This window comes from Acinetobacter sp. CY05 (assembly GCF_059515805.1).
In genome coordinates this window covers 26,953-47,123 of the sequence record NZ_JCAKMW010000020.1, presented here as the reverse complement: position 1 = coordinate 47,123, position 20,171 = coordinate 26,953, and the positions used below count along the sequence as shown (strand labels likewise).

16 protein-coding genes and 1 rRNA gene are annotated in these 20,171 nt (G+C 41.3%); 8 read left to right on the top strand and 9 right to left on the bottom strand.

The window, feature by feature from the left end; all coding sequences use genetic code 11:
- Positions 1 to 44: 44 nt before the first annotated feature.
- Together AC5YCD_RS12885 and AC5YCD_RS12880 are read right to left on the bottom strand one after the other, a co-directional pair.
- Positions 45 to 1,581, bottom strand: a 16S ribosomal RNA gene (locus AC5YCD_RS12885).
- 387 nt (positions 1,582 to 1,968) lie between these two features.
- Positions 1,969 to 2,247 carry a hypothetical protein gene (locus tag AC5YCD_RS12880; protein WP_496130409.1) on the bottom strand — a complete coding sequence of 93 codons (279 nt, stop codon included), beginning with the start codon at positions 2,245 to 2,247 and terminating at the stop codon, positions 1,969 to 1,971.
- A gap of 207 nt (positions 2,248 to 2,454) precedes the next feature.
- Here AC5YCD_RS12880 and AC5YCD_RS12875 point away from each other — a divergent pair, with 207 nt between their 5' ends.
- On the top strand, positions 2,455 to 3,087 hold the full coding sequence (locus AC5YCD_RS12875; protein ID WP_496130408.1) for a YczE/YyaS/YitT family protein: 633 nt from the start codon (positions 2,455 to 2,457) through the stop codon (positions 3,085 to 3,087).
- Positions 3,088 to 3,485: 398 nt separating this feature from the next.
- Here the strand turns inward: AC5YCD_RS12875 and tyrS are convergent, their stop codons facing one another.
- Positions 3,486 to 4,718, bottom strand: a complete 1,233-nt coding sequence (tyrS, locus tag AC5YCD_RS12870; protein WP_496130414.1) for a tyrosine--tRNA ligase — start codon at positions 4,716 to 4,718, stop codon at positions 3,486 to 3,488.
- A 63-nt stretch (positions 4,719 to 4,781) separates the two neighbouring features.
- Between tyrS and AC5YCD_RS12865 the strand changes: the two genes are divergently transcribed.
- Positions 4,782 to 5,909, top strand: a complete 1,128-nt coding sequence (locus AC5YCD_RS12865) for an anhydro-N-acetylmuramic acid kinase (protein ID WP_496130407.1) — start codon at positions 4,782 to 4,784, stop codon at positions 5,907 to 5,909.
- A 52-nt stretch (positions 5,910 to 5,961) separates the two neighbouring features.
- Here AC5YCD_RS12865 and erpA read toward each other — a convergent pair whose 3' ends face one another.
- On the bottom strand, positions 5,962 to 6,297 hold the full coding sequence (gene erpA, locus AC5YCD_RS12860; RefSeq protein ID WP_496130406.1) for an iron-sulfur cluster insertion protein ErpA: 336 nt from the start codon (positions 6,295 to 6,297) through the stop codon (positions 5,962 to 5,964).
- Positions 6,298 to 6,514: 217 nt separating this feature from the next.
- On the opposite strand from erpA, the gene AC5YCD_RS12855 reads away from it, so the two are divergent.
- Positions 6,515 to 8,452 (top strand): ATP-binding cassette domain-containing protein, encoded by a 1,938-nt coding sequence (locus tag AC5YCD_RS12855; RefSeq protein WP_496130405.1) that lies wholly within the window; start codon positions 6,515 to 6,517, stop codon positions 8,450 to 8,452.
- A 194-nt stretch (positions 8,453 to 8,646) separates the two neighbouring features.
- On the opposite strand, the gene AC5YCD_RS12850 is transcribed toward AC5YCD_RS12855, so the two are convergent.
- From AC5YCD_RS12850 to dnaA, 5 genes are all read right to left on the bottom strand, one after another.
- The gene (locus AC5YCD_RS12850; protein WP_496130413.1) at positions 8,647 to 8,991 is read right to left on the bottom strand and encodes a hypothetical protein; all 345 of its coding nucleotides are present in this window, start codon (positions 8,989 to 8,991) and stop codon (positions 8,647 to 8,649) included.
- A gap of 105 nt (positions 8,992 to 9,096) precedes the next feature.
- Positions 9,097 to 11,565: a DNA topoisomerase (ATP-hydrolyzing) subunit B gene (gene gyrB, locus AC5YCD_RS12845; RefSeq protein ID WP_496130404.1), complete on the bottom strand. Its 2,469-nt coding sequence runs from the start codon at positions 11,563 to 11,565 to the stop codon at positions 9,097 to 9,099.
- A gap of 45 nt (positions 11,566 to 11,610) precedes the next feature.
- A complete protein-coding gene (gene recF / locus AC5YCD_RS12840) occupies positions 11,611 to 12,693 on the bottom strand; it encodes a DNA replication/repair protein RecF (protein ID WP_496130403.1) in 1,083 nt (360 codons plus the stop codon).
- Between the two features lie 12 nt (positions 12,694 to 12,705).
- Entirely contained in the window at positions 12,706 to 13,854 is a 1,149-nt protein-coding gene (dnaN, locus tag AC5YCD_RS12835) for a DNA polymerase III subunit beta (RefSeq protein ID WP_496130402.1), read from the bottom strand.
- 97 nt (positions 13,855 to 13,951) lie between these two features.
- Positions 13,952 to 15,331 (bottom strand): chromosomal replication initiator protein DnaA, encoded by a 1,380-nt coding sequence (dnaA, locus tag AC5YCD_RS12830; protein WP_496130401.1) that lies wholly within the window; start codon positions 15,329 to 15,331, stop codon positions 13,952 to 13,954.
- 650 nt (positions 15,332 to 15,981) lie between these two features.
- Between dnaA and rpmH the strand changes: the two genes are divergently transcribed.
- The 5 genes from rpmH to mnmE all read left to right on the top strand — a co-directional run bounded on the left by rpmH (position 15,982) and on the right by mnmE (position 20,092).
- Positions 15,982 to 16,116, top strand: coding sequence for a 50S ribosomal protein L34 (gene rpmH, locus AC5YCD_RS12825; RefSeq protein ID WP_000831329.1), 135 nt, complete (start codon positions 15,982 to 15,984; stop codon positions 16,114 to 16,116).
- A gap of 32 nt (positions 16,117 to 16,148) precedes the next feature.
- Positions 16,149 to 16,541, top strand: coding sequence for a ribonuclease P protein component (gene rnpA, locus AC5YCD_RS12820; RefSeq protein WP_496130412.1), 393 nt, complete (start codon positions 16,149 to 16,151; stop codon positions 16,539 to 16,541).
- Positions 16,542 to 16,550: 9 nt separating this feature from the next.
- Positions 16,551 to 16,877, top strand: a complete 327-nt coding sequence (gene yidD / locus AC5YCD_RS12815) for a membrane protein insertion efficiency factor YidD (protein WP_496130400.1) — start codon at positions 16,551 to 16,553, stop codon at positions 16,875 to 16,877.
- A 5-nt stretch (positions 16,878 to 16,882) separates the two neighbouring features.
- Entirely contained in the window at positions 16,883 to 18,640 is a 1,758-nt protein-coding gene (gene yidC / locus AC5YCD_RS12810; RefSeq protein WP_496130399.1) for a membrane protein insertase YidC, read from the top strand.
- A gap of 96 nt (positions 18,641 to 18,736) precedes the next feature.
- Positions 18,737 to 20,092, top strand: a complete 1,356-nt coding sequence (mnmE, locus tag AC5YCD_RS12805; RefSeq protein WP_496130398.1) for a tRNA uridine-5-carboxymethylaminomethyl(34) synthesis GTPase MnmE — start codon at positions 18,737 to 18,739, stop codon at positions 20,090 to 20,092.
- Positions 20,093 to 20,171 lie beyond the last annotated feature (79 nt).

Sequence of the window (20,171 nt, the reverse complement as noted above, 5' to 3'; positions counted from 1 at the left end):
AAGAACAACTTGTTGTGGATTCTTACCGGTCGCCAATCTTTCGTTAAGGAGGTGATCCAGCCGCAGGTTCCCCTACGGCTACCTTGTTACGACTTCACCCCAGTCATCGGCCACACCGTGGTAAGCGTCCTCCTTACGGTTAGACTACCTACTTCTGGTGCAACAAACTCCCATGGTGTGACGGGCGGTGTGTACAAGGCCCGGGAACGTATTCACCGCGGCATTCTGATCCGCGATTACTAGCGATTCCGACTTCATGGAGTCGAGTTGCAGACTCCAATCCGGACTACGATCGGCTTTTTGAGATTAGCATCCTCTCGCGAGGTAGCAACCCTTTGTACCGACCATTGTAGCACGTGTGTAGCCCTGGTCGTAAGGGCCATGATGACTTGACGTCGTCCCCGCCTTCCTCCAGTTTGTCACTGGCAGTATCCTTAAAGTTCCCACCCGAAGTGCTGGCAAATAAGGAAAAGGGTTGCGCTCGTTGCGGGACTTAACCCAACATCTCACGACACGAGCTGACGACAGCCATGCAGCACCTGTATCAGAGTTCCCGAAGGCACCAATCCATCTCTGGAAAGTTCTCTGTATGTCAAGACCAGGTAAGGTTCTTCGCGTTGCATCGAATTAAACCACATGCTCCACCGCTTGTGCGGGCCCCCGTCAATTCATTTGAGTTTTAGTCTTGCGACCGTACTCCCCAGGCGGTCTACTTATCGCGTTAGCTGCGCCACTAAAGCCTCAAAGGCCCCAACGGCTAGTAGACATCGTTTACGGCATGGACTACCAGGGTATCTAATCCTGTTTGCTCCCCATGCTTTCGTACCTCAGCGTCAGTATTAGGCCAGATGGCTGCCTTCGCCATCGGTATTCCTCCAGATCTCTACGCATTTCACCGCTACACCTGGAATTCTACCATCCTCTCCCATACTCTAGCTTCCCAGTATCGAATGCAATTCCTAAGTTAAGCTCAGGGATTTCACATCCGACTTAAAAAGCCGCCTACGCACGCTTTACGCCCAGTAAATCCGATTAACGCTCGCACCCTCTGTATTACCGCGGCTGCTGGCACAGAGTTAGCCGGTGCTTATTCTGCGAGTAACGTCCACTATCCTAGAGTATTAATCTAAGTAGCCTCCTCCTCGCTTAAAGTGCTTTACAACCAAAAGGCCTTCTTCACACACGCGGCATGGCTGGATCAGGCTTTCGCCCATTGTCCAATATTCCCCACTGCTGCCTCCCGTAGGAGTCTGGGCCGTGTCTCAGTCCCAGTGTGGCGGATCATCCTCTCAGACCCGCTACAGATCGTCGCCTTGGTAGGCCTTTACCCCACCAACTAGCTAATCCGACTTAGGCTCATCCATTAACGCAAGGTCCGAAGATCCCCTGCTTTCCCCCGTAGGGCGTATGCGGTATTAGCAGTCGTTTCCAACTGTTGTCCCCCATTAATGGGCAGATTCCTAAGCATTACTCACCCGTCCGCCGCTGAATCCAGTAGCAAGCTACCTTCATCCGCTCGACTTGCATGTGTTAAGCCTGCCGCCAGCGTTCAATCTGAGCCATGATCAAACTCTTCAGTTTAAAATCAATAGTGCCTATAGGGCACCAATCTTGGCTCATCAATTACTGACAAAAAATTTGCTCAAATAAACTTCGAGAAATTCTTACCAATTATCAATGAAAATATATTCGATTGATCAACCAGTAAAAATCCACACAAGTTGTTCTTCATAATCTCTTAATGATTTTCTTTATAGCTCGTCGCTAAAAAGTTAAAACACATTAAAAATCAACAACTTAACACTTCGTGCTAAATCTATTGCTCTTTACTGTGTCGGTATGTTGGCCATTATAGGTAGTTTTTTTTGCTTAGCAAGCGCTATTTATAAAATTATATTATGAATGTTTATTTTTTAACCTAAGAAATCAATAAAACCTATTTTAAAGCAGAAAAATCTGTTTTTTAGCTCAATTAACTGTGTTCTTTATTAAATGTCCCATCACTTCTAATAATATTTGTTGTTTACCCGCATAGTCTTCTGCCATAAACAACATCTTTGCGCGTTTAGGTAAACGTTCTTGAACTAAAGCAAATAATAAATAAAAAGCTGGGATATCTAATTGCTGAAAATGCCACATGACATCTTGATATTGATGCTGCTTTAACGCTGGATGTGTATAGTCAAATAAAAATGTAAGTATGCTTTGAATATGTTGGTCATGCCAATCTTGTGTTTGGTAGTACATAGTTGTGTCTTGATTATAATAATCACTTTATTATTCATATTTTTGCCATATATCAAATGACAGTTTTTAAATATTCACTATGTCGCAAATTAATGTATAGCTATAAATGATCATGCCATAAAAAAAGCGCTTTTCTTCACCTTTCGCTGCATAGTACATTTTTTCATCTTTGTTTAGACTCAAACTTATTTACACTATGTTTGACTCATGCCAACTCAACTTTTACCCCGTTTAGGCTTATTGCTAGGTGGCTTAATGCTGCTTGCCTTTGCAGTTGCCCTATCTATTCGTTCTAATCTAGGCACATCGCCAATTTCATCTTTGCCGTATGTATATAGTTTTATATTACCTTTTTCTGTAGGTACGCTGACTATTTTTATGCACGTCTTGATGATTGCGCTTCAAAAACTATTATTGAAGGATGATTTTCGCTGGACACGCTGGCTGCAATTACCTGTAGGCCTTATTTTTGGTCTAGGGATTGATCTTATGTTATGGCTAACACAAAGTTGGTCACCCATCACCTATCTACAACAACTTTTATATTGTTTGATGAGCTGCGCTATCACTGCTATTGGCGTATGTATGATCATCAAAGCCAATTTAATTTTTTTGGCTGGTGAAGGCTTATATCAAGCGTTTTCTTTGCGCTTTCATTGGAACTTTGGCTCATGCAAACTTTATGGAGATATCGTCTTGATTGTTATTGCAGTGATGAGTTCTTTATTGGTGTTGCATCAAGTCTTGGGTGTACGCGAAGGCACCATCATTGCTGCGGTGTTAGTCGGTATTTTAGTAAAGATGATTTTGCCACGTTTGGCCTTTATTGAATTTAAATAAAATTAATAACTAAATAGCACTTCAAACGCTTATTTTAGGCATAAAAAAAGAAAGAGATCTCTCCCAAAATCTCTCTCTCGGAGTTAGATCATCAAATGCGATCCAGTGTGTCTTATTATAATTATTTTCGTTAAATTCTTTACTCAAAATTAAGATATCTTCCTTGAATGATATTCCTAATTTACACCCTCTGGACTGTGTTCTACAGTCATAAGATGAAATCCATCCTAACGAGATTTTTTCTCAAACGCAAGCGATTGGAAAAAATTAAACCTTGTTTTTATAAGGTTTTTTTTGAATTTACTTATTAATAATACAAATATAAAACTTTAGTCACAAAAAAAGCAGACCAAAGTCTGCTTTTTTTCAATCACTTAAAACAATTTAAGCGTGAGTGATTAATCTACAAAAGTCACTTTAGCAATGGCTTTTTTGCTGGCTTGTACAATTAAAGTCGATTTTTCTTTGACCGAATAGCTAGTATCTACTGCTTGCCAATCCACTTTTACTGCACCACGGCCTAAAGCATCTTTGGCTTGTGCTGAATTTTTCACCAAACCTGCTTCACGTAAAATTGAAGTAATAAATAATTCACCACCAAATTCAGACAATGAAATCGTGATTTCTGGCGTACCTTCAGGTAATTCACCCTCAGTAATAATATTACCTGCACCTCTATGCGCATTGGCAGCCGCATCGCTTCCGTGGAAACGTTCAACCAATTCAAGCGCAAGAATCTTTTTCACTTCTTGTGGGTTACGACCTTCAGCCACTTCTTTAAGCAATTGTTGAATTTCTTCAACTGACTTAAAGCTTAAAAGATCAAAGTAACGCTCAATTAAGGCATCTGGCATAGAAAGTACTTTTTGGTACATCGCGCCCGGTGCATCAAACACAGCAATATAGTTGCCTAAAGATTTAGACATCTTATTCACGCCATCTAAACCTTCAAGAATTGGCACGGTAATACATACTTGTGCTTCTTGGTCATAACGACCTTGTAAGGTACGACCCATCAATAAGTTAAAGGTTTGGTCTGTACCACCAAGCTCAACGTCTGCTTCTAAAGCCACTGAGTCATAACCTTGTACCAATGGGTATAAGAATTCATGAATGGCAATTGGCTGATGGCTGTTATAACGCTTGGTAAAGTCATCACGCTCTAACATACGTGCCACAGTTTGCTGTGAAGCCAATTGAATTAAATCAGCTGCAGATTTTTGACCAAACCATTCTGAGTTAAATACAACCTTGGTTTTAGCAGGATCAAGAATCTTAAACACTTGTTCTTGATAGGTTTTGGCGTTTTCTAACACTTTTTCACGCGACAATGGCGGACGTGTAGCACTCTTACCTGTTGGGTCGCCAATCATGGCAGTATAATCACCAATCAAGAAATACACTTCATGACCAAGGTCTTGGAATACTTTTAATTTGTTAATTAAAACCGTGTGACCAAGGTGTAAGTCAGGTGCTGTCGGGTCAAAGCCCGCTTTAATTTTTAATGGACGATTCTGTTTTAATTTCTTTAGAAGATCTTCTTCAGAAATAATTTCGTGGGTGCCTCGTTGGATGAGGGCAAGTTGTTCTTCAGCCGGCAGGAAATTTGACATCACAAAATCCAAATAGATCAGTTATACAATTTGTGCGATATACTAACACTTTTTCAGCATCTTGCAGGCTTTAGAATAATCATGACAGCGATCTATATTGGGGTAATGACCGGCACAAGTATGGATGGTGTCGACATTGTTGCTGCTTCTTTTGATCCTCTGCAACTTCATGCCACCCTTACTTTGCCTTTTGATCCAGACCTTCGTGATGAACTGATGGCATTAACTTTACCAGATGACAACGAAATTGATCGTATGGGGAAAGCCGATGTTGCACTCGCGCAAATGATTGGACATGGTATCAATCAAATCATTGAAAACAATAATTTAGAGCGTAGTCAAATTAAAGCGATTGGTTCACATGGCCAAACCATCCGTCATCGTCCTGAACATGGCTTCACTTTACAAATTGGCGATCCGAATATCATTACCGAAATCACCCAAATTCCAGTGATTTCAGATTTTCGTCGTCGTGATATGGCAGCAGGTGGTCAAGGTGCCCCGCTTGTGCCCGCGTTTCATCAGGATATTTTTCAGCATGAATCCATTCATCGCGTGATTTTAAATTTAGGTGGCATTGCCAATGTGAGCATGTTACCTGCAGGTCAACCTGATCAGGTGTTTGGTTTTGATACAGGCCCTGCCAATATTTTAATGGACGCGTGGTGCCACCGTTATACGGGTCAACCCTACGATGAAAATGGCAATTGGGCTGCCTATGGCAATGCTATTCGCAGTTTGCTGGATCGCTTGCAAGCGCATGAGTTTTTCTCAAAAGAACCACCTAAAAGTACTGGCCGTGAAGACTTTAACCTAGAGTGGCTCGATGAACAAATTGCTGATTGGCGCAGCAGTTTAGAATATGACGAACTCGAAGACACGCCTGAAAATGTGCAAGCCACCTTAATGAAACTCACCACACGTGCCATTAAAAAAGCCATTTACCGTTCAAATATGGATACAGGCGAAGTTTATGTCTGTGGTGGTGGTGCCTATAACTCACATTTACTCGAACAGTTGCGTTGGCGTTTACGTAAACATCAATGGACGGTGCAAACCACAGCAGATTTAGGGCTTAGCCCAACATGGGTCGAAGCCACAGCCTTTGCTTGGTTAGCAATGCGTTTTGTAACTCAGTTGAGTGGAAATTTACCTGCTGTAACGGGTGCCAATGGCTACCGTGTTTTAGGTACGATGACTTACGTATAATTGATACAGACATAAAAAAAGCCCCAACTCTGGGGCTTTTTTATCACAATCTTTAGATTGAGAAAGAAGAACCACAACCACAAGTTGTTGTCGCATTTGGGTTTTGCACCACAAAGCGCGAACCTTCTAAACCTTCAATATAATCGACAACAGAGCCAACTAAATATTGGTAACTTAAAGAGTCAACCAACATTTTTACATCGCCATTTATAAACTCTGCATCATCTTCATTTTGGCTTTCAGCAAAGTTAAAGCCATAAGAGAAACCTGAACAACCACCACCTGTTACATAAACACGTAACATTAAATCTTGGTTGCCTTCGCTCTCACGCAATTGGCGAACTTTGTTCGCAGCACTATCCGTCAGCTCAAGCGCTTGATCAGTCATGGGGAGATTCCTCTAGTTAATCTGGTGGTCTTATGCGGCTAAGACAATTATGCAGTATAGCATAATCAATATATGGGGCACTTTTGAAGCTTTAAAGTGCTTAAAGTTGAGCTATTTTATCAAGTTTATTTTTCGAACAATATCAAAATTGCTTAGGTTTTGGCTTTTTTCTAATTTCCTTTAGAATGAGGCTACTTTTTCTCTGTTCGATAATTTCATGATTCAGTTAGAGCAACTTTCTTTACGTCGCGGTGGACGTGTTCTTTTTCAAAAAGCGTCTATGCAATTGCATCCCGGTTGGAAAATTGGTTTAACAGGGGTCAATGGCGCTGGTAAATCGACTTTATTTTCCGCGCTACTTGGTGGTATGGAATCCGACAGCGGTAGTTTAACTCGTCCATCGGTATGGACGGTTGCGCATATGGCACAGGAAATCAAAGCGCTGGATATGAAAGCGATTGATTTTGTCTTGTCGGGCGACGAAGAATATTGGGATATTCAACACAAACTGGCTCATCCTGAACAATTAAATAATGATGAAATGGCGCATCTATATGGTCGTTTTGATGAAATTAATGGTTATTCTGCGCCATCGAAAGCATCACAACTCATGGCAGGTTTAGGCTTCTTTGAACATCAGTCTGAGCTTGATGTTTCAAGTTTTTCGGGTGGTTGGCGTATGCGTTTGAATTTGGCGCGTACCTTAATGAGCCGTTCAGATCTACTGTTGCTTGATGAACCGACTAACCATTTAGATTTAGATGCGATTTTATGGCTTGAAGATTGGCTCAAAGCCTACGAAGGTACCTTAATCCTAATTTCGCATGACCGTGATTTCTTAGATGCGATTACCGATCATATTCTACATATCGAAAATCAAGAACTCGTACTATATACAGGTAACTATTCAACCTTTGAACGTACCCGTAGTGAACGCTTAGCACAGCAACAACAAGCTTTTGAAAAGCAACAAGAAACGCGTGCACACTTACAAAAGTTTATTGACCGTTTTAAAGCCAAAGCCACCAAAGCCAAACAAGCACAAAGCCGTATCAAGCAATTAGAACGTATGCAGGAACTTTCTGCTGCGCATGTAGATACGCCATTTACCTTTAGTTTCCGTGAACCAACCAAAATGAGTTCGCCGCTATTACAAATGGAAAGTGCAGATATTGGTTATGGCGACAAACTTATTGCCACCAATATTCATCTCCAAATTACCCCAAATAGCCGTATTGGTTTATTGGGTATGAATGGTGCAGGTAAATCTACCTTAATTAAATCCTTAGTAGGTGATCTACCGTTATTACGTGGCGAACGTAAAGCCTCTGAATTACTAAATATTGGCTACTTTGCTCAGCATCAAATGGATGCTTTAGACGGTACAGCCAGCCCAATGCTGCAACTAGCACGGATCGCCGATCCTAAAATTTCTGAAGCTAGCTTACGCTCGTTTTTAGGTAGTTTTGGTTTTAGCGGCGAGCGTATGGATACACCAAGTGAAAGCTTCTCAGGCGGTGAACGTGCACGTTTAGCACTGGCTTTAATTGTATGGCAACGTCCAAACGTATTGGTACTCGATGAACCGACCAACCATTTAGACTTAGATATGCGTCATGCCTTAACTATGGCATTGCAAGATTTTGAAGGTGCGGTGGTCTTGGTATCGCATGAACGTCAACTCATTGCTAGCGTCTGTGACGAATTGATTTTGGTCAATAATGGACGCTGTCGCGAGTTCGATGGTGACTTAGTTGCCTATGCCGAATGGTTACGTCAAGCACGTATTGAGATGATGAAAAACGCGCAGCAACCTGCTGTGCCTGTGACTTCACAGGTCTCGGATAAACCTGTGATATCTAAACTCGATAAAGAAGCACAGCGTAAGTTAGCTGCACAGCGCCGTGAGCAAACGCGCCCAATTCGCAAAAATATCGAGAAAAATGAAGCGCAAATTGCCAAGCTACAACCTCGTTTAGCCGAAATTGAAACATTGCTAGGTGATACTGCCCTGTATGAAGCCAACCGTAAAGATGAGCTACTTAAACTCATGAATGAGCAATCGGAACTTAAAGGCAAAGTCGAACAAGCTGAAGAACAAATGCTTGAGCTGATGATGGAACTTGAAGATCTCGAAGCTTCATTTGAAGATTAATTGAAGATATACACAGCTGCCTAAAAGTTATCCACAGCTTAGGCAAACAAACAGTGACTTATCCTCAGTAAAAGAGCACCTCTAGGGGTGCTTTCTTAGCTCTAAAGACTGAAATCTCTACAGGGGATAACTCAAAAGTTATCCACAGTTTTGGCAAACAATACTAACTTATCCGCACATCAGGTTTATTGTATTTATTTTAAAAAGCGTAGTTCGTTTATCTTCCATGCTTGATCATAAGCCCAAGTTTCTTGAATCTTACGTTGATCTGCTAGTGTAATCAGAACCTTACAGTGTTGATTATCAAAATCAAAATCAAAATCTTCAGCGATGACATCTAATTTTTGTGGTTTCCACACCCCATTTTGCACTGCATGTGCAATTAAATCGTAACGGGTATAATTGCTTTCGACACGACCTTCTTGTTCATATACCACTTTAAATTGCTCAGCTTCATATTGAGCTAACACATCATAATTGCCAGTAAAAAATGCCTCCATCCAAATATCACGGATGCCTTCTAATTGCGTCGTATCCATCTTATTCACCTCAATTGAGTCACGATCATTGACGACTTTTAATTTCAACATAGCATAAAAAAAGCGCCCCGAAAGGCGCTTTTTACAATTTAATACGATGGCTAATTAGGCATCGATATCCGCATTGAGGGCATTTTCTTCAATAAAGGCACGACGTGGTTCTACATCATCACCCATTAAGCAAGAGAACATACGATCAGCTTCAATCGCATCATCGATGGTTACTTGTAACATGTTACGGTTTTCAGGATCCATCGTGGTTTCCCAAAGTTGTTCCGCGTTCATTTCACCCAAACCTTTATAGCGTTGGATCATCATGCCACGACGAGAGTCTTGCAAAATTTGCTGCCAAACTTGGTGGAAAGTAGATACTTGAATTTTGCGCTCGCCTTTTTGTAAATAAGCACCTTCTTCAAGTAAGCTAAACCAGCTCTTCGAGTTCTTTAACAAACGTGCATATTCAGCTGATGCCAATAAAGTCTGATCTAGCAAATAAGCATGTGGCAAATTATGCACATACACAGTAATACGTGGGTAATACGCAATCACTGCATTGCCATCAGCATCTTGCTTTTCAAAACTCTCTAAAGACAATTCAGGACGTAGATTTTCTTGTTGCTTGGCAATTGCTAAACGTAATTGCTCACCCCAAGTTTCTACATAATCACGATCTGTAACTTGATCTAGTTTAAAGGCGTCTAGACCCAATAAACCATCAAGTAAGGTTGCAGGATAACGCTGCGTTAAACGCTGAATACTCTTTTGCGAGGTTTGATAATCTGCAATAACAGCTGCCAATGCTTCACCACGAATTGCCGGTGCTTCAGCGCTGATATGTAATTCTAGATCATCAATTGCGTTTGAAATTAAATACGTTTCTAATGCATCGTTATCTTTAATATATTGCTCTTGCTTGCCTTTTTTCAGTTTATACAACGGTGGCTGAGCAATATAAATATGACCACGTTCAACCAATTCTGGCATTTGACGGAAGAAGAACGTCAGCAACAAGGTACGGATGTGCGAACCATCCACGTCAGCATCGGTCATGATGATGATTTTGTGGTAACGCAATTTGTCTGGGTTATATTCTTCGCGACCAATACCACAGCCCAGTGCGGTAATTAAAGTACCTACTTCAGCTGAAGAAATCATACGGTCGAAGCGCGCACGTTCTACGTTTAAGATTTTACCTTTCAGTGGCAAAATGGCTTGCATCTTACGGTTACGACCTTGCTTTGCCGAACCACCCGCAGAGTCACCCTCGACGAGATAAAGTTCTGATAAAGCTGGATCTTTTTCTTGGCAATCGGCTAATTTACCTGGTAAACCTGCAATATCCAGCGCACTTTTACGACGCGTCATTTCACGCGCTTTACGTGCTGCATCACGCGCACGTGCTGCATCAATAATTTTACCAGCAATTGATTTAGCCGCTTGCGGGTTCTCTAATAGATACTCAGAGAACGACTTATTCATGGCTTGTTCGACCGCTGTTTTCACTTCACTCGACACCAATTTTTCTTTAGTTTGTGAAGAGAATTTTGGATCAGGTACTTTCACTGAAACAATGGCAGTTAAACCTTCACGCGCGTCATCACCAGATACTGCAACTTTCTCTTTTTTGAGTAAGTTTTCGTTTTCCATATAGTTGTTTAAACCACGCGTTAATGCCGCACGGAAACCAGCTAAATGTGTACCACCATCTTTTTGCGGAATGTTGTTGGTAAAACAACGTACGTTTTCTTGATATGAATCATTCCACTGTAAAGCAACTTCTACCCCAATGCCATTTTCAGCTTGTGTAGTGAAATGGAAGATTTCATTGAGATGAGTTTTACCTTGGTTAATATATCTAACAAACTCAGATAAACCACCAGCAAAATCAAATACATGTTCTACGTTAATACGTTCATCACGCAAAACAATACGTACACCGGCATTTAAGAATGAAAGTTCACGTAAACGACGCGCTAAAATATCGACGCTAAAAATGGTTTGGCTAAAGGTTTCAGCACTTGGCCAAAAGCGTACACGAGTACCCGTTTTTTCAGTCTCGCCAACCACTTTCAGTGGATATTGAGAATCACCATGACGATATTCTTGCTCATGAATTTTGCCCGCACGGTGAATGGTGAGTTCAAGTTTTTCTGACAAGGCGTTAACAACGGAAACACCTACACCGTGTAGACCACCAGAAACTTTATAGCTGTTATCATCAAACTTACCGCCTGCATGCAGAATCGTTAAAATCACTTCTGCGGCAGAAACACCTTCTTCAGGGTGAATGTCGGTTGGAATACCACGACCGTTATCAGCAACAGATACTGATTCATCTTCGTGAATAGTCACTAAAATTTCGTCACAGTGACCTGCTAAGGCTTCATCGATTGAGTTATCAACGACCTCAAACACCATGTGGTGTAAGCCTGTACCATCATCAGTATCACCAATATACATGCCGGGACGTTTACGAACCGCGTCGAGGCCACGTAATACCTTGATACTAGAGGAATCATAAGCCTTTTCAATGGTTTGTTCTGTAGTAGAGACAGATTGATCTTCTGAACTCATGGTTTCTCCCTAGTGAAAAAATAGGTCTATCCAAAGATGGGTAAATCATTGTGTGACAAGGCGAACCTCACCGTTTTCAACTTTGAATAATTGATAAGAAATAGACAAATCATGTAAGTGAGTTTGCACTGACTCATGGTCTAAAGTGGTAATAAAAACTTGACTACCAAGTTGGCTCAAGCGCCCAATTAAACGTTGTTGTGCGGTTAAATCTAATTCTGCCGTCAGATCATCTAATAATACCACAGTTTCCTTATTACAAGCATGTAGCATTGCAATCTGTGACAGTTTTAACGCAATGATTAACAGCTTTTTTTGACCGCGCGATAGCACAACGTCAGCATCACCCAGTGGGGTTTTCAAGCGCAAATCAGCACGATGCGGACCATATTCGGTATAACGTCTCTCAAGGTCTTTTTGATGATGAGTAGTCAGATCATGTAGTAAACCTTGTTCATGATGAAAGCCGGCTTGATACTCAAGTCTGATCTCTAAATCAGGTAATAAATGCTGTAGATCTTGAAGCAAATAGTGTTGCCATTGCTCAATAACACTCAAACGTTGCTGATGCAAAATTTCACCATATTGCGCCAATATTTGGTTCCATGGTTCTAAATCATTCAAGCTCAAGTGACGCTGACTTTTTAGTAAGCTGTTGCGCTGTTTTAAAGTACGCGAATAGAACTGCCAAGCTTGATAAAATTCAGGTTCCACGTGAAACATTAACCAATCAAGTAATTGTCGACGTGGCTTGGCGCCATGATCAATAATGTCAGTACTTAATGGGTCAACCCATTGCAAGGGTAATAGGCGTGCTAATTGACCCTGAGTCGCAATATGATCGCCATTGAGCTTAATAGTTTGCTCACCTGAAATCAGCTTTTGCATACCAATTTTATCGCTTGGCGATTGGGCAAATACAATGGCATCAGGTTTACCCTGCTGAATGTAGTTTTTAGGCATATGCGTTCGAAAAGAACGTCCGGTCGCCAGTAAATGAATCGCCTCTAAAACCGAAGTTTTACCCGAACCATTCGCCCCATAAAAGACGTTAAACGGCTGCAACTCTTGGAGTGCAACCGCTTCTAGATTTCGAACACGTTGGATATTTAAACGCGTAATATGCATAAAGCTAAACGCTTAAACACGCATTGGCATGACCACATAGGTCTGATCAGGATGAGCCGTATCTTGTACTAAGACTGAATGATTGGCTTCCGTCATGGTCATTGATACATCTTCGCCATCAAGGACGTTTAGTACTTCAAGTAAGTATTGTGAGTTAAATGACATCTCGAGTTCATCACTATTGTACTGAATAGCGAGTTCTTCGGTGGCTTCATCTTGCTCAGGGTTATTGGCACGTAGTTGCAAGGCATCTTGTTTAAAAATTAAGAATACGCCACGTAATTTTTCATTACTTAAAATCGAAACACGCTGTAAAGATTGCTTAAACACATCATGCCCAATCACTACTGTTTTATTGCCGCCACGTGGAATGACACGACGATAGTCAGGGAACTTACCATCAATCAACTTGGTGGTGAAACGTACGCTAATATCAGGCTGATCTTTATCACGGCTTGGCGTACTAATGGTGATATTAAGCAATTCACGACCAATTAATAAAGATAATGGTTCATCTTCAAGGCTCAATAAGCGTTGTAACTCTGCAACTGCTTTACGCGGCACAATCGCTTGGATTGGCTGAGTGGCATTAGAAGAAGCTAAAGTTTCACATAGCGCCAAACGGTGGCCATCTGTGGTCACAGCACGCAATTGATTCTCTTCGACTTCAAGCAATGTGCCTGTTAAGTAAAAACGTACGTCTTGTACAGCCATCGCAAACGCAGTTTTTTCAAATAGACGCTTAAGCTCACGCTGCGTTACGGTCACTTGTGTGCCGTGTGTACTTTCTGTGGTGAGTAATGGGTAATCTTCAGCAGGTAAAGTACCTAAAACAAAGCGGCTACGACCAGAGGTGAGCACACAACGTTGATCTTCAGAAACTTGCAAATCAACTACAGCACCATTAGGTAAAGATTTGCAAATATCGACTAACTTACGGGCAGGTACAGTGGTCTCACCGGCTTTTAAACATGCACCTTCAGCTAAAGCAGTACTGGCCACTAGCTCTACTTCTAAATCTGAGCCTGTTACGGTCAAAGCCGTATGCGTTACCTGCACTTTAACGTTAGATAAGATATTAAGAGTATGACGACGTTCTACCGCGCCCACGACGTGAGAGAGAACATTAAGTAAGCTTTCTTTCGCGATTTTTAAACGCACAATACATTCCTCTAACAGCTGAAGATGAAATTTTTCGATGAGTAATATGAGGTAGAACTTGCACTATTGCAAGGTCTAGCATTTGAATAAAACTTAATCAGCTTTGTAACAAACGCTGTAGGTTTTTATAGTCTTCGTTAAAGATAGGATCTTGTTCACGTAGGCTTTGCACTTTTTCACAGGCATGCATGACTGTACTATGATCACGCCCACCAAATGCCATACCAATTTCAGGAAAACTATCGCCAGTGAGTTCACGTGCCAATCCCATTGCCAATTGACGTGGTCGAGCGTAAATACGTGTGCGTTTAGGGCCCACCAATTCTTTTAATGGAATGCGGAAGTATTCGCTGACTACACGTTGAATATTTTCTGTACTAATGGTGCGCGCACGAATTGCGAGCACATCTTTTAACGATTCACGCACCACATCAAGATCAATAGATGTACCTTTAAAACGCGAAATTGCGACCACTTTATTCAGTGCACCTTCAAGTTCACGCACGTTTGCCACCACTTGCTGAGCAATAAAAAGCGCGCAATTACGTGGTAAATCTACCCCTGTGCTTTCCGCTTTTTTTAGCAGAATCTCAATACGCGTTTCAATGTCTGGTGGCTCAACTCCTACAGATAAGCCCCAAGAAAAGCGTGAAACTAAACGTGGATCAAGTTCAGTTAATTCTTTTGGATAACGATCTGAAGTTAAAATGATTTGTTTTGATTCATCTAACAGCGCGTTAAAGGTGTAGAAAAACTCCACCAAACTGGCTTCTTTACCCGCAAGTAAATGAATATCATCCACCAATAATAAATCTAAAGAACGACAGTTCTTTTTAAACTCTTCAACCTTACCTTGTTGTAGCGAGGTAACAAAATCTTGTACAAAGCTTTCTGCAGTCATATACATGACTCGAGCATTTGGTTTGGCTTGCAATAAGGCATTACCGACTGCTTGCATCAGATGCGTCTTACCTAAACCAGTAGGTCCATATAAAAATAATGGATTATGTTGCGGTTCACCTAGTTGGGTTAAAACCTTACGACAGGTTTCGGCTGCCATTTGGTTAGAACGACCTTCCACAAAAAGGGAAAACGTAAACAAAGGATTAAGCAGACGTTTGCGATTGGCTTTAGCTGCCTCATCTTTATCTTTTTTAGCTTTAGGCTGAATAGACTGAGGTACTGGGCTCAACGCAGCTGTGGTGGTTGCTGGCTGTTCACTTGGTGACAAAATTGCACCAGGACGTGAGTCTACTAGAATCTCAACCTTTTGGATGCGCCCCTCAGAGAGCTGCTCAGCCAAAATTGAAATCAACTCTAGGTGATGCTCTTGAATATAGCGCGTCCAATAAGGATTGGGCGCATACAAACGCAAACAGTCTTGAGTTTCTTCTGCAACTAACGGTCGAATCCACATTGTGAAGACATTTCCAGATAGCTCTTGTCGCAAGCGATCTAAGCAGTCTGTCCAAAGCATGTGAAACCCCTATATATCCGTTAACAGATTTGAAAATTACCGCGCCAAGCCAAAGCGGGTCGCCATTCTAACTAAGTTATCCACATCTGTCATGAGCAATCGCAGCGATTTAGTAAAAAAAGCGCAAATTTAAATTTAAATCACAATGTGGATAACTTTATCCATAAGCTGTGGATAAAATATAGCACAAAGTTATCCACAAATTATCCAAAAATTAAAAACATATTTATCCACATGTTAAATTAATGATTTTTATATTTAAAAGTGTGTTATCCATAGAAAAAAAGCTCCCTAATAATAATAATATTAAATTTATAAATTTAAATTTATTTATAAGCATCGAGTTTTCTGTGGATAAGTCTTAAAATCAAATAAATTTGGAATTAAAATTAAAGTTATAGACAAACTATGAATAAACTTGTGGATAAGTCTGTTAATATCATTGTTGATATTTATTTTATTTTTCTAAAACAATAGTTTAATGTTTGTAGACTAAGAAATATTTATCTTTTCACTGTTTACACGCTAAAAACTTAAACAGCAAAAATTACAATCTAATTGCGTTACATTTGCCATTTTGCATTGACAGCTCAAGCAATGAGCACTAAAATCGCGGACCTTTATAGAAAGATCATTTTTGGAGTTTCAATATGAAACGTACATTCCAACCATCTGAATTAAAGCGTAAGCGCGTTCATGGTTTCCGTGCTCGTATGGCTACTAAAGCTGGTCGTCAAGTATTAGCTCGCCGTCGTGCAAAAGGTCGTCATAGCTTAACTGTTTAATCAATAGTTAAGACTTGACGGTTTTGGGTGTGATGACAACACTTTGCGGCTATAGCACAGAGGTTCGTTTACGCTGTGCTGCCGATTACAAAGGTGTCTTTGATGGTGCGCTTTTTAAAGTGCATCAGCCCCATTTCTTATTTTTAGCAAAATATTCCGAACTGCCGAATAGCCGTTTGGGTTTAGTTGTTGCTAAGAAGAAAGTGCGCCGCGCACACGAAAGAAATAGAGTAAAACGACTTGCTCGCGAAAGCTTTCGCTTGCACCAACATCAATTAGGTTTATTAGATATTGTCGTGATGCCCAAAATGGGGATTGAAGCAGTGCCTAATGCCGAATTGTATCAGCAACTACAATTTGCTTGGCAGAAGTTACAACGCCTTGCTAAAAAGCATTCAAAAATAGCTCCCTCCCCAGAAAAATAGGGATGGCCAATGGTACGTCTACTGCATTGGTTCATTCGTCTCTATCAGATTGCGATTAGTCCATTACTTGGGCCGCGTTGTCGTTATATTCCAACTTGTTCTCAATATGCTTTGGAAGCAGTCCATACGCATGGTGCTGTCTGTGGTGTGTGGTTATCTACGAAACGTATTTGCCGGTGCCATCCTTGGGGAGGATCGGGTTATGATCCTGTTCCATTAAAAGCAATTCGTTTTATTTCCTTTCAGCAAATAGATTCTGATTCTCAAAAGCGTCTTGTTGCTGTACCCTTTCGTGATCGTTTATTGAACCAAAAACACTCTAACCACTTGGGGTAATAGATATGCAACAATGGGCCAGGATTGCAATTCTCGGTGCCATGTTTGTTGTCGCATATTTGCTCATTTTGGCTTGGCAAAAAGATTACGGTAATGCAGATAGTCAGCCGCAGCAGAAAGCTGCCGTGGTATCGCATGATGTATCTGCAGATTTGCCAAATGGTCAGACGGCAGTTGCCGCATCTGATCTGCCACAAGCAAATGTTACAGCACAACAGGCAACGGACACTACAGCACCTGTAAGTCAACAGCTTATTTCAGTACAAACTGACCTTTATCATCTTTGGATTAGTCCAAAAGGTGGTGATATTGTTCGTGTTGAATTACTCAATCATGACAAAAATAAAGATAGCGATGAACCATTCGTTATGCTTGAAAGCGATGACAAACGTACCTATGTCGCGCAGTCTGGTTTAATTGGTCTTAATGGCCCAGACTCAAGCCGTAATGGTCGTCCAAACTATGAAGTTGAAAAAACTTCATATAGCTTAGCTGACGCTAAAGCTGCCAAAGATAAAGATGGTCAGGCAATTAAAACTGTCACTGTACCAATGGTTTACAAAACCGCTGATGGTGTAGAAATCATTAAAACCTTTACCTTCACTGAAGGTGAATACCCAATTGTGGTTAATCACAAAGTGGTTAACCGCAGTAGCCAACCTTGGCAGGGTCAAATGTTTGGTCAAATCAAACGTGATAACTCTGACGATCCAGGTAAATCAGATCAAGGGATCTTTACCCTTGGTACTTTCCTTGGTGGTGCATGGGGTACACCAGATGAGCATTACAATAAGTTGAAGTTTGATAACTTCAATGAAGAAAAAGTAAGTGTTGACGCAACAGGCGGTTGGGTTGCTATGGTTCAGCATTACTTTGTAAGCGCTTGGGTGCCAGGTGAAATTAAGCTGACCCAAAATGGTGGTCAAGCTTATGCGGCTAAACTTGAATCGCGTAAATCAACCGATGATATGAATATTATTGGTTTTACTTCGCCAGCGATTAATGTACCTGCAGGTACTGTGGCAGAAGTGGATGCGACCTTCTATTCAGGTCCAAAAATTCAATCTGAGCTTAAAGATTTAGCTGTTGGTTTAAACCAAACTGTAGATTACGGTTGGTTATGGCCAATTGCCAAGTTATTGTTCGTGGGTCTGGAATTCTTCCATGGTTTAGTGGGTAACTGGGGCTGGGCAATTATCTTGCTTACCGTGCTTGTTAAACTGATCTTGTGGCCATTATCGTCTAAGAGCTATCGCTCAATGGCGAAAATGCGTGTGATTGCACCTGAAATGCAACGCATGAAAGAAGAGTTCGGTGAAGACCGTATGCGCTTCTCACAAGAAATGATGGCATTGTATAAGCGTGAACAAGTGAATCCACTTGCAGGTTGCTTACCGCTATTACTACAAATGCCTATTTTCTTGGCGTTGTATTGGGTGTTGATGGAATCTGTAGAGCTACGTCATGCGCCGTGGTTACTTTGGATTCAAGATTTATCTGCAATGGATCCATGGTTTATCTTGCCGCTGTTGATGGGCTTAACCATGTATATCCAACAGTCGTTAAATCCACAGCCGACTGATCCAATGCAAGCCAAAGTATTTAAAATTATGCCGGTGATTTTTACAGTATTCTTACTGTTCTTCCCTGCAGGTTTGGTACTTTACTGGATCGTCAACAACTTGATCACCATCTTACAGCAAGGTTTAATTAATAAATCTGTAGCGAAAGAACGTGAACAACGTGAAGGCTCAAGCCAGTAATACAACATTACTGACTAGCTGAATTAATCCGCTTAAGATGGTAATCTTAGGCGGATTTTTATTTGTGTTGTTAACAAAGATTTTTAGGTGAATTTTATGCAAACTCAAACCACTATTGCTGCGATTGCCACACCACCGGGGCGTGGTGGCGTTGGGGTAATTCGCCTATCTGGGCCCAAAGCTTATGCCATTGCACAAAGCCTAACCCAGCAGCCACTTGCTGGTGCACGTTATGCTGCATTTCGTAAATTTTATGATGCAGCGGGTGAGGTGATGGATGAAGGCTTAGCCATTTGCTTTCCTAATCCCCACTCGTTTACTGGTGAAGATGTGGTTGAGCTACAAGGTCATGGTGGGCCTATCATTCAAAATGCCCTACTGGCGCGTTTATTAGAGCTAGGTGCTACGGCAGCTAAAGCGGGTGAGTTTTCCATGCGTGCCTTTGAAAATGGCAAGCTCGATTTAGTCCAAGCAGAAGCGATTGCCGATTTAATTGATGCGACTTCGCAAGCTGCGGCACGTTCTGCAGTACGTTCATTGCAAGGTGCCTTCTCTACTAAAGTAAATGCAGTACTCGAGCAACTGATTCATTTACGCCTACACGTAGAAGCAGCAATTGATTTTCCTGAAGAAGAAATTGACTTTTTAGCGGATGGTAAAATTTTAAGCCTACTGGATGGTGTTGCAGGTGCAGTCACTCAAGTACAGCAATCAGCGCGTCAAGGACAGTTATTGCGTGAAGGCTTACAAGTAGTGATTGCAGGTAAACCAAATGCGGGTAAATCATCGCTATTAAATGCTTTAGCGGGTATTGAGCGTGCCATTGTGACTGATATTGCAGGTACAACCCGTGATGTGCTACATGAAAAAATTACTTTAAATGGTTTACCAATCACCTTAACCGACACCGCAGGTTTACGTGAAACTGGCGATATCGTAGAAAAAGAAGGCATCCGCCGTGCCATTAAAGAAATTGAGCAAGCGGATTTATTGTTACTGGTGTATGACTTAAGCCAAGGTGAAGACCCATTACAATTGGCGCAAGACTATTTTGCTGATCACATTGAACCAAAACGTCTCATGTTGATTGGAAATAAATGTGATTTAACTGATGTAGAAACCGCAATTTCTGATTTAAATGGCTTCCGTCATATTACTGTCTCTGCTAAGCAAGAAACTGGCGTCCAATCGCTCATAGATGCGATTACAGCGCATGCAGGTTTCCAACCAGAAGAAGATACCTTTATTGCACGTACTCGTCATTTAGATGCAATGAAGCGCACACAGTACTATTTAGCCGAAGCGCGTGAGCAACTGGTGGTGTATAACGCAGGTGAGCTGGTGGCTGAATCATTACGTTTAGCACAAAATGCATTAGGTGAAATTACTGGTGATTTCAGCGCTGATGATTTGCTTGGGAAAATCTTCGGTTCGTTCTGTATTGGAAAATAATACAACAGCCCTCTTATGAGGGCTTTTTTAATGGCTAAATCAAGCAATATGCTATAGATATCTGAGTATTTTTAGGCTA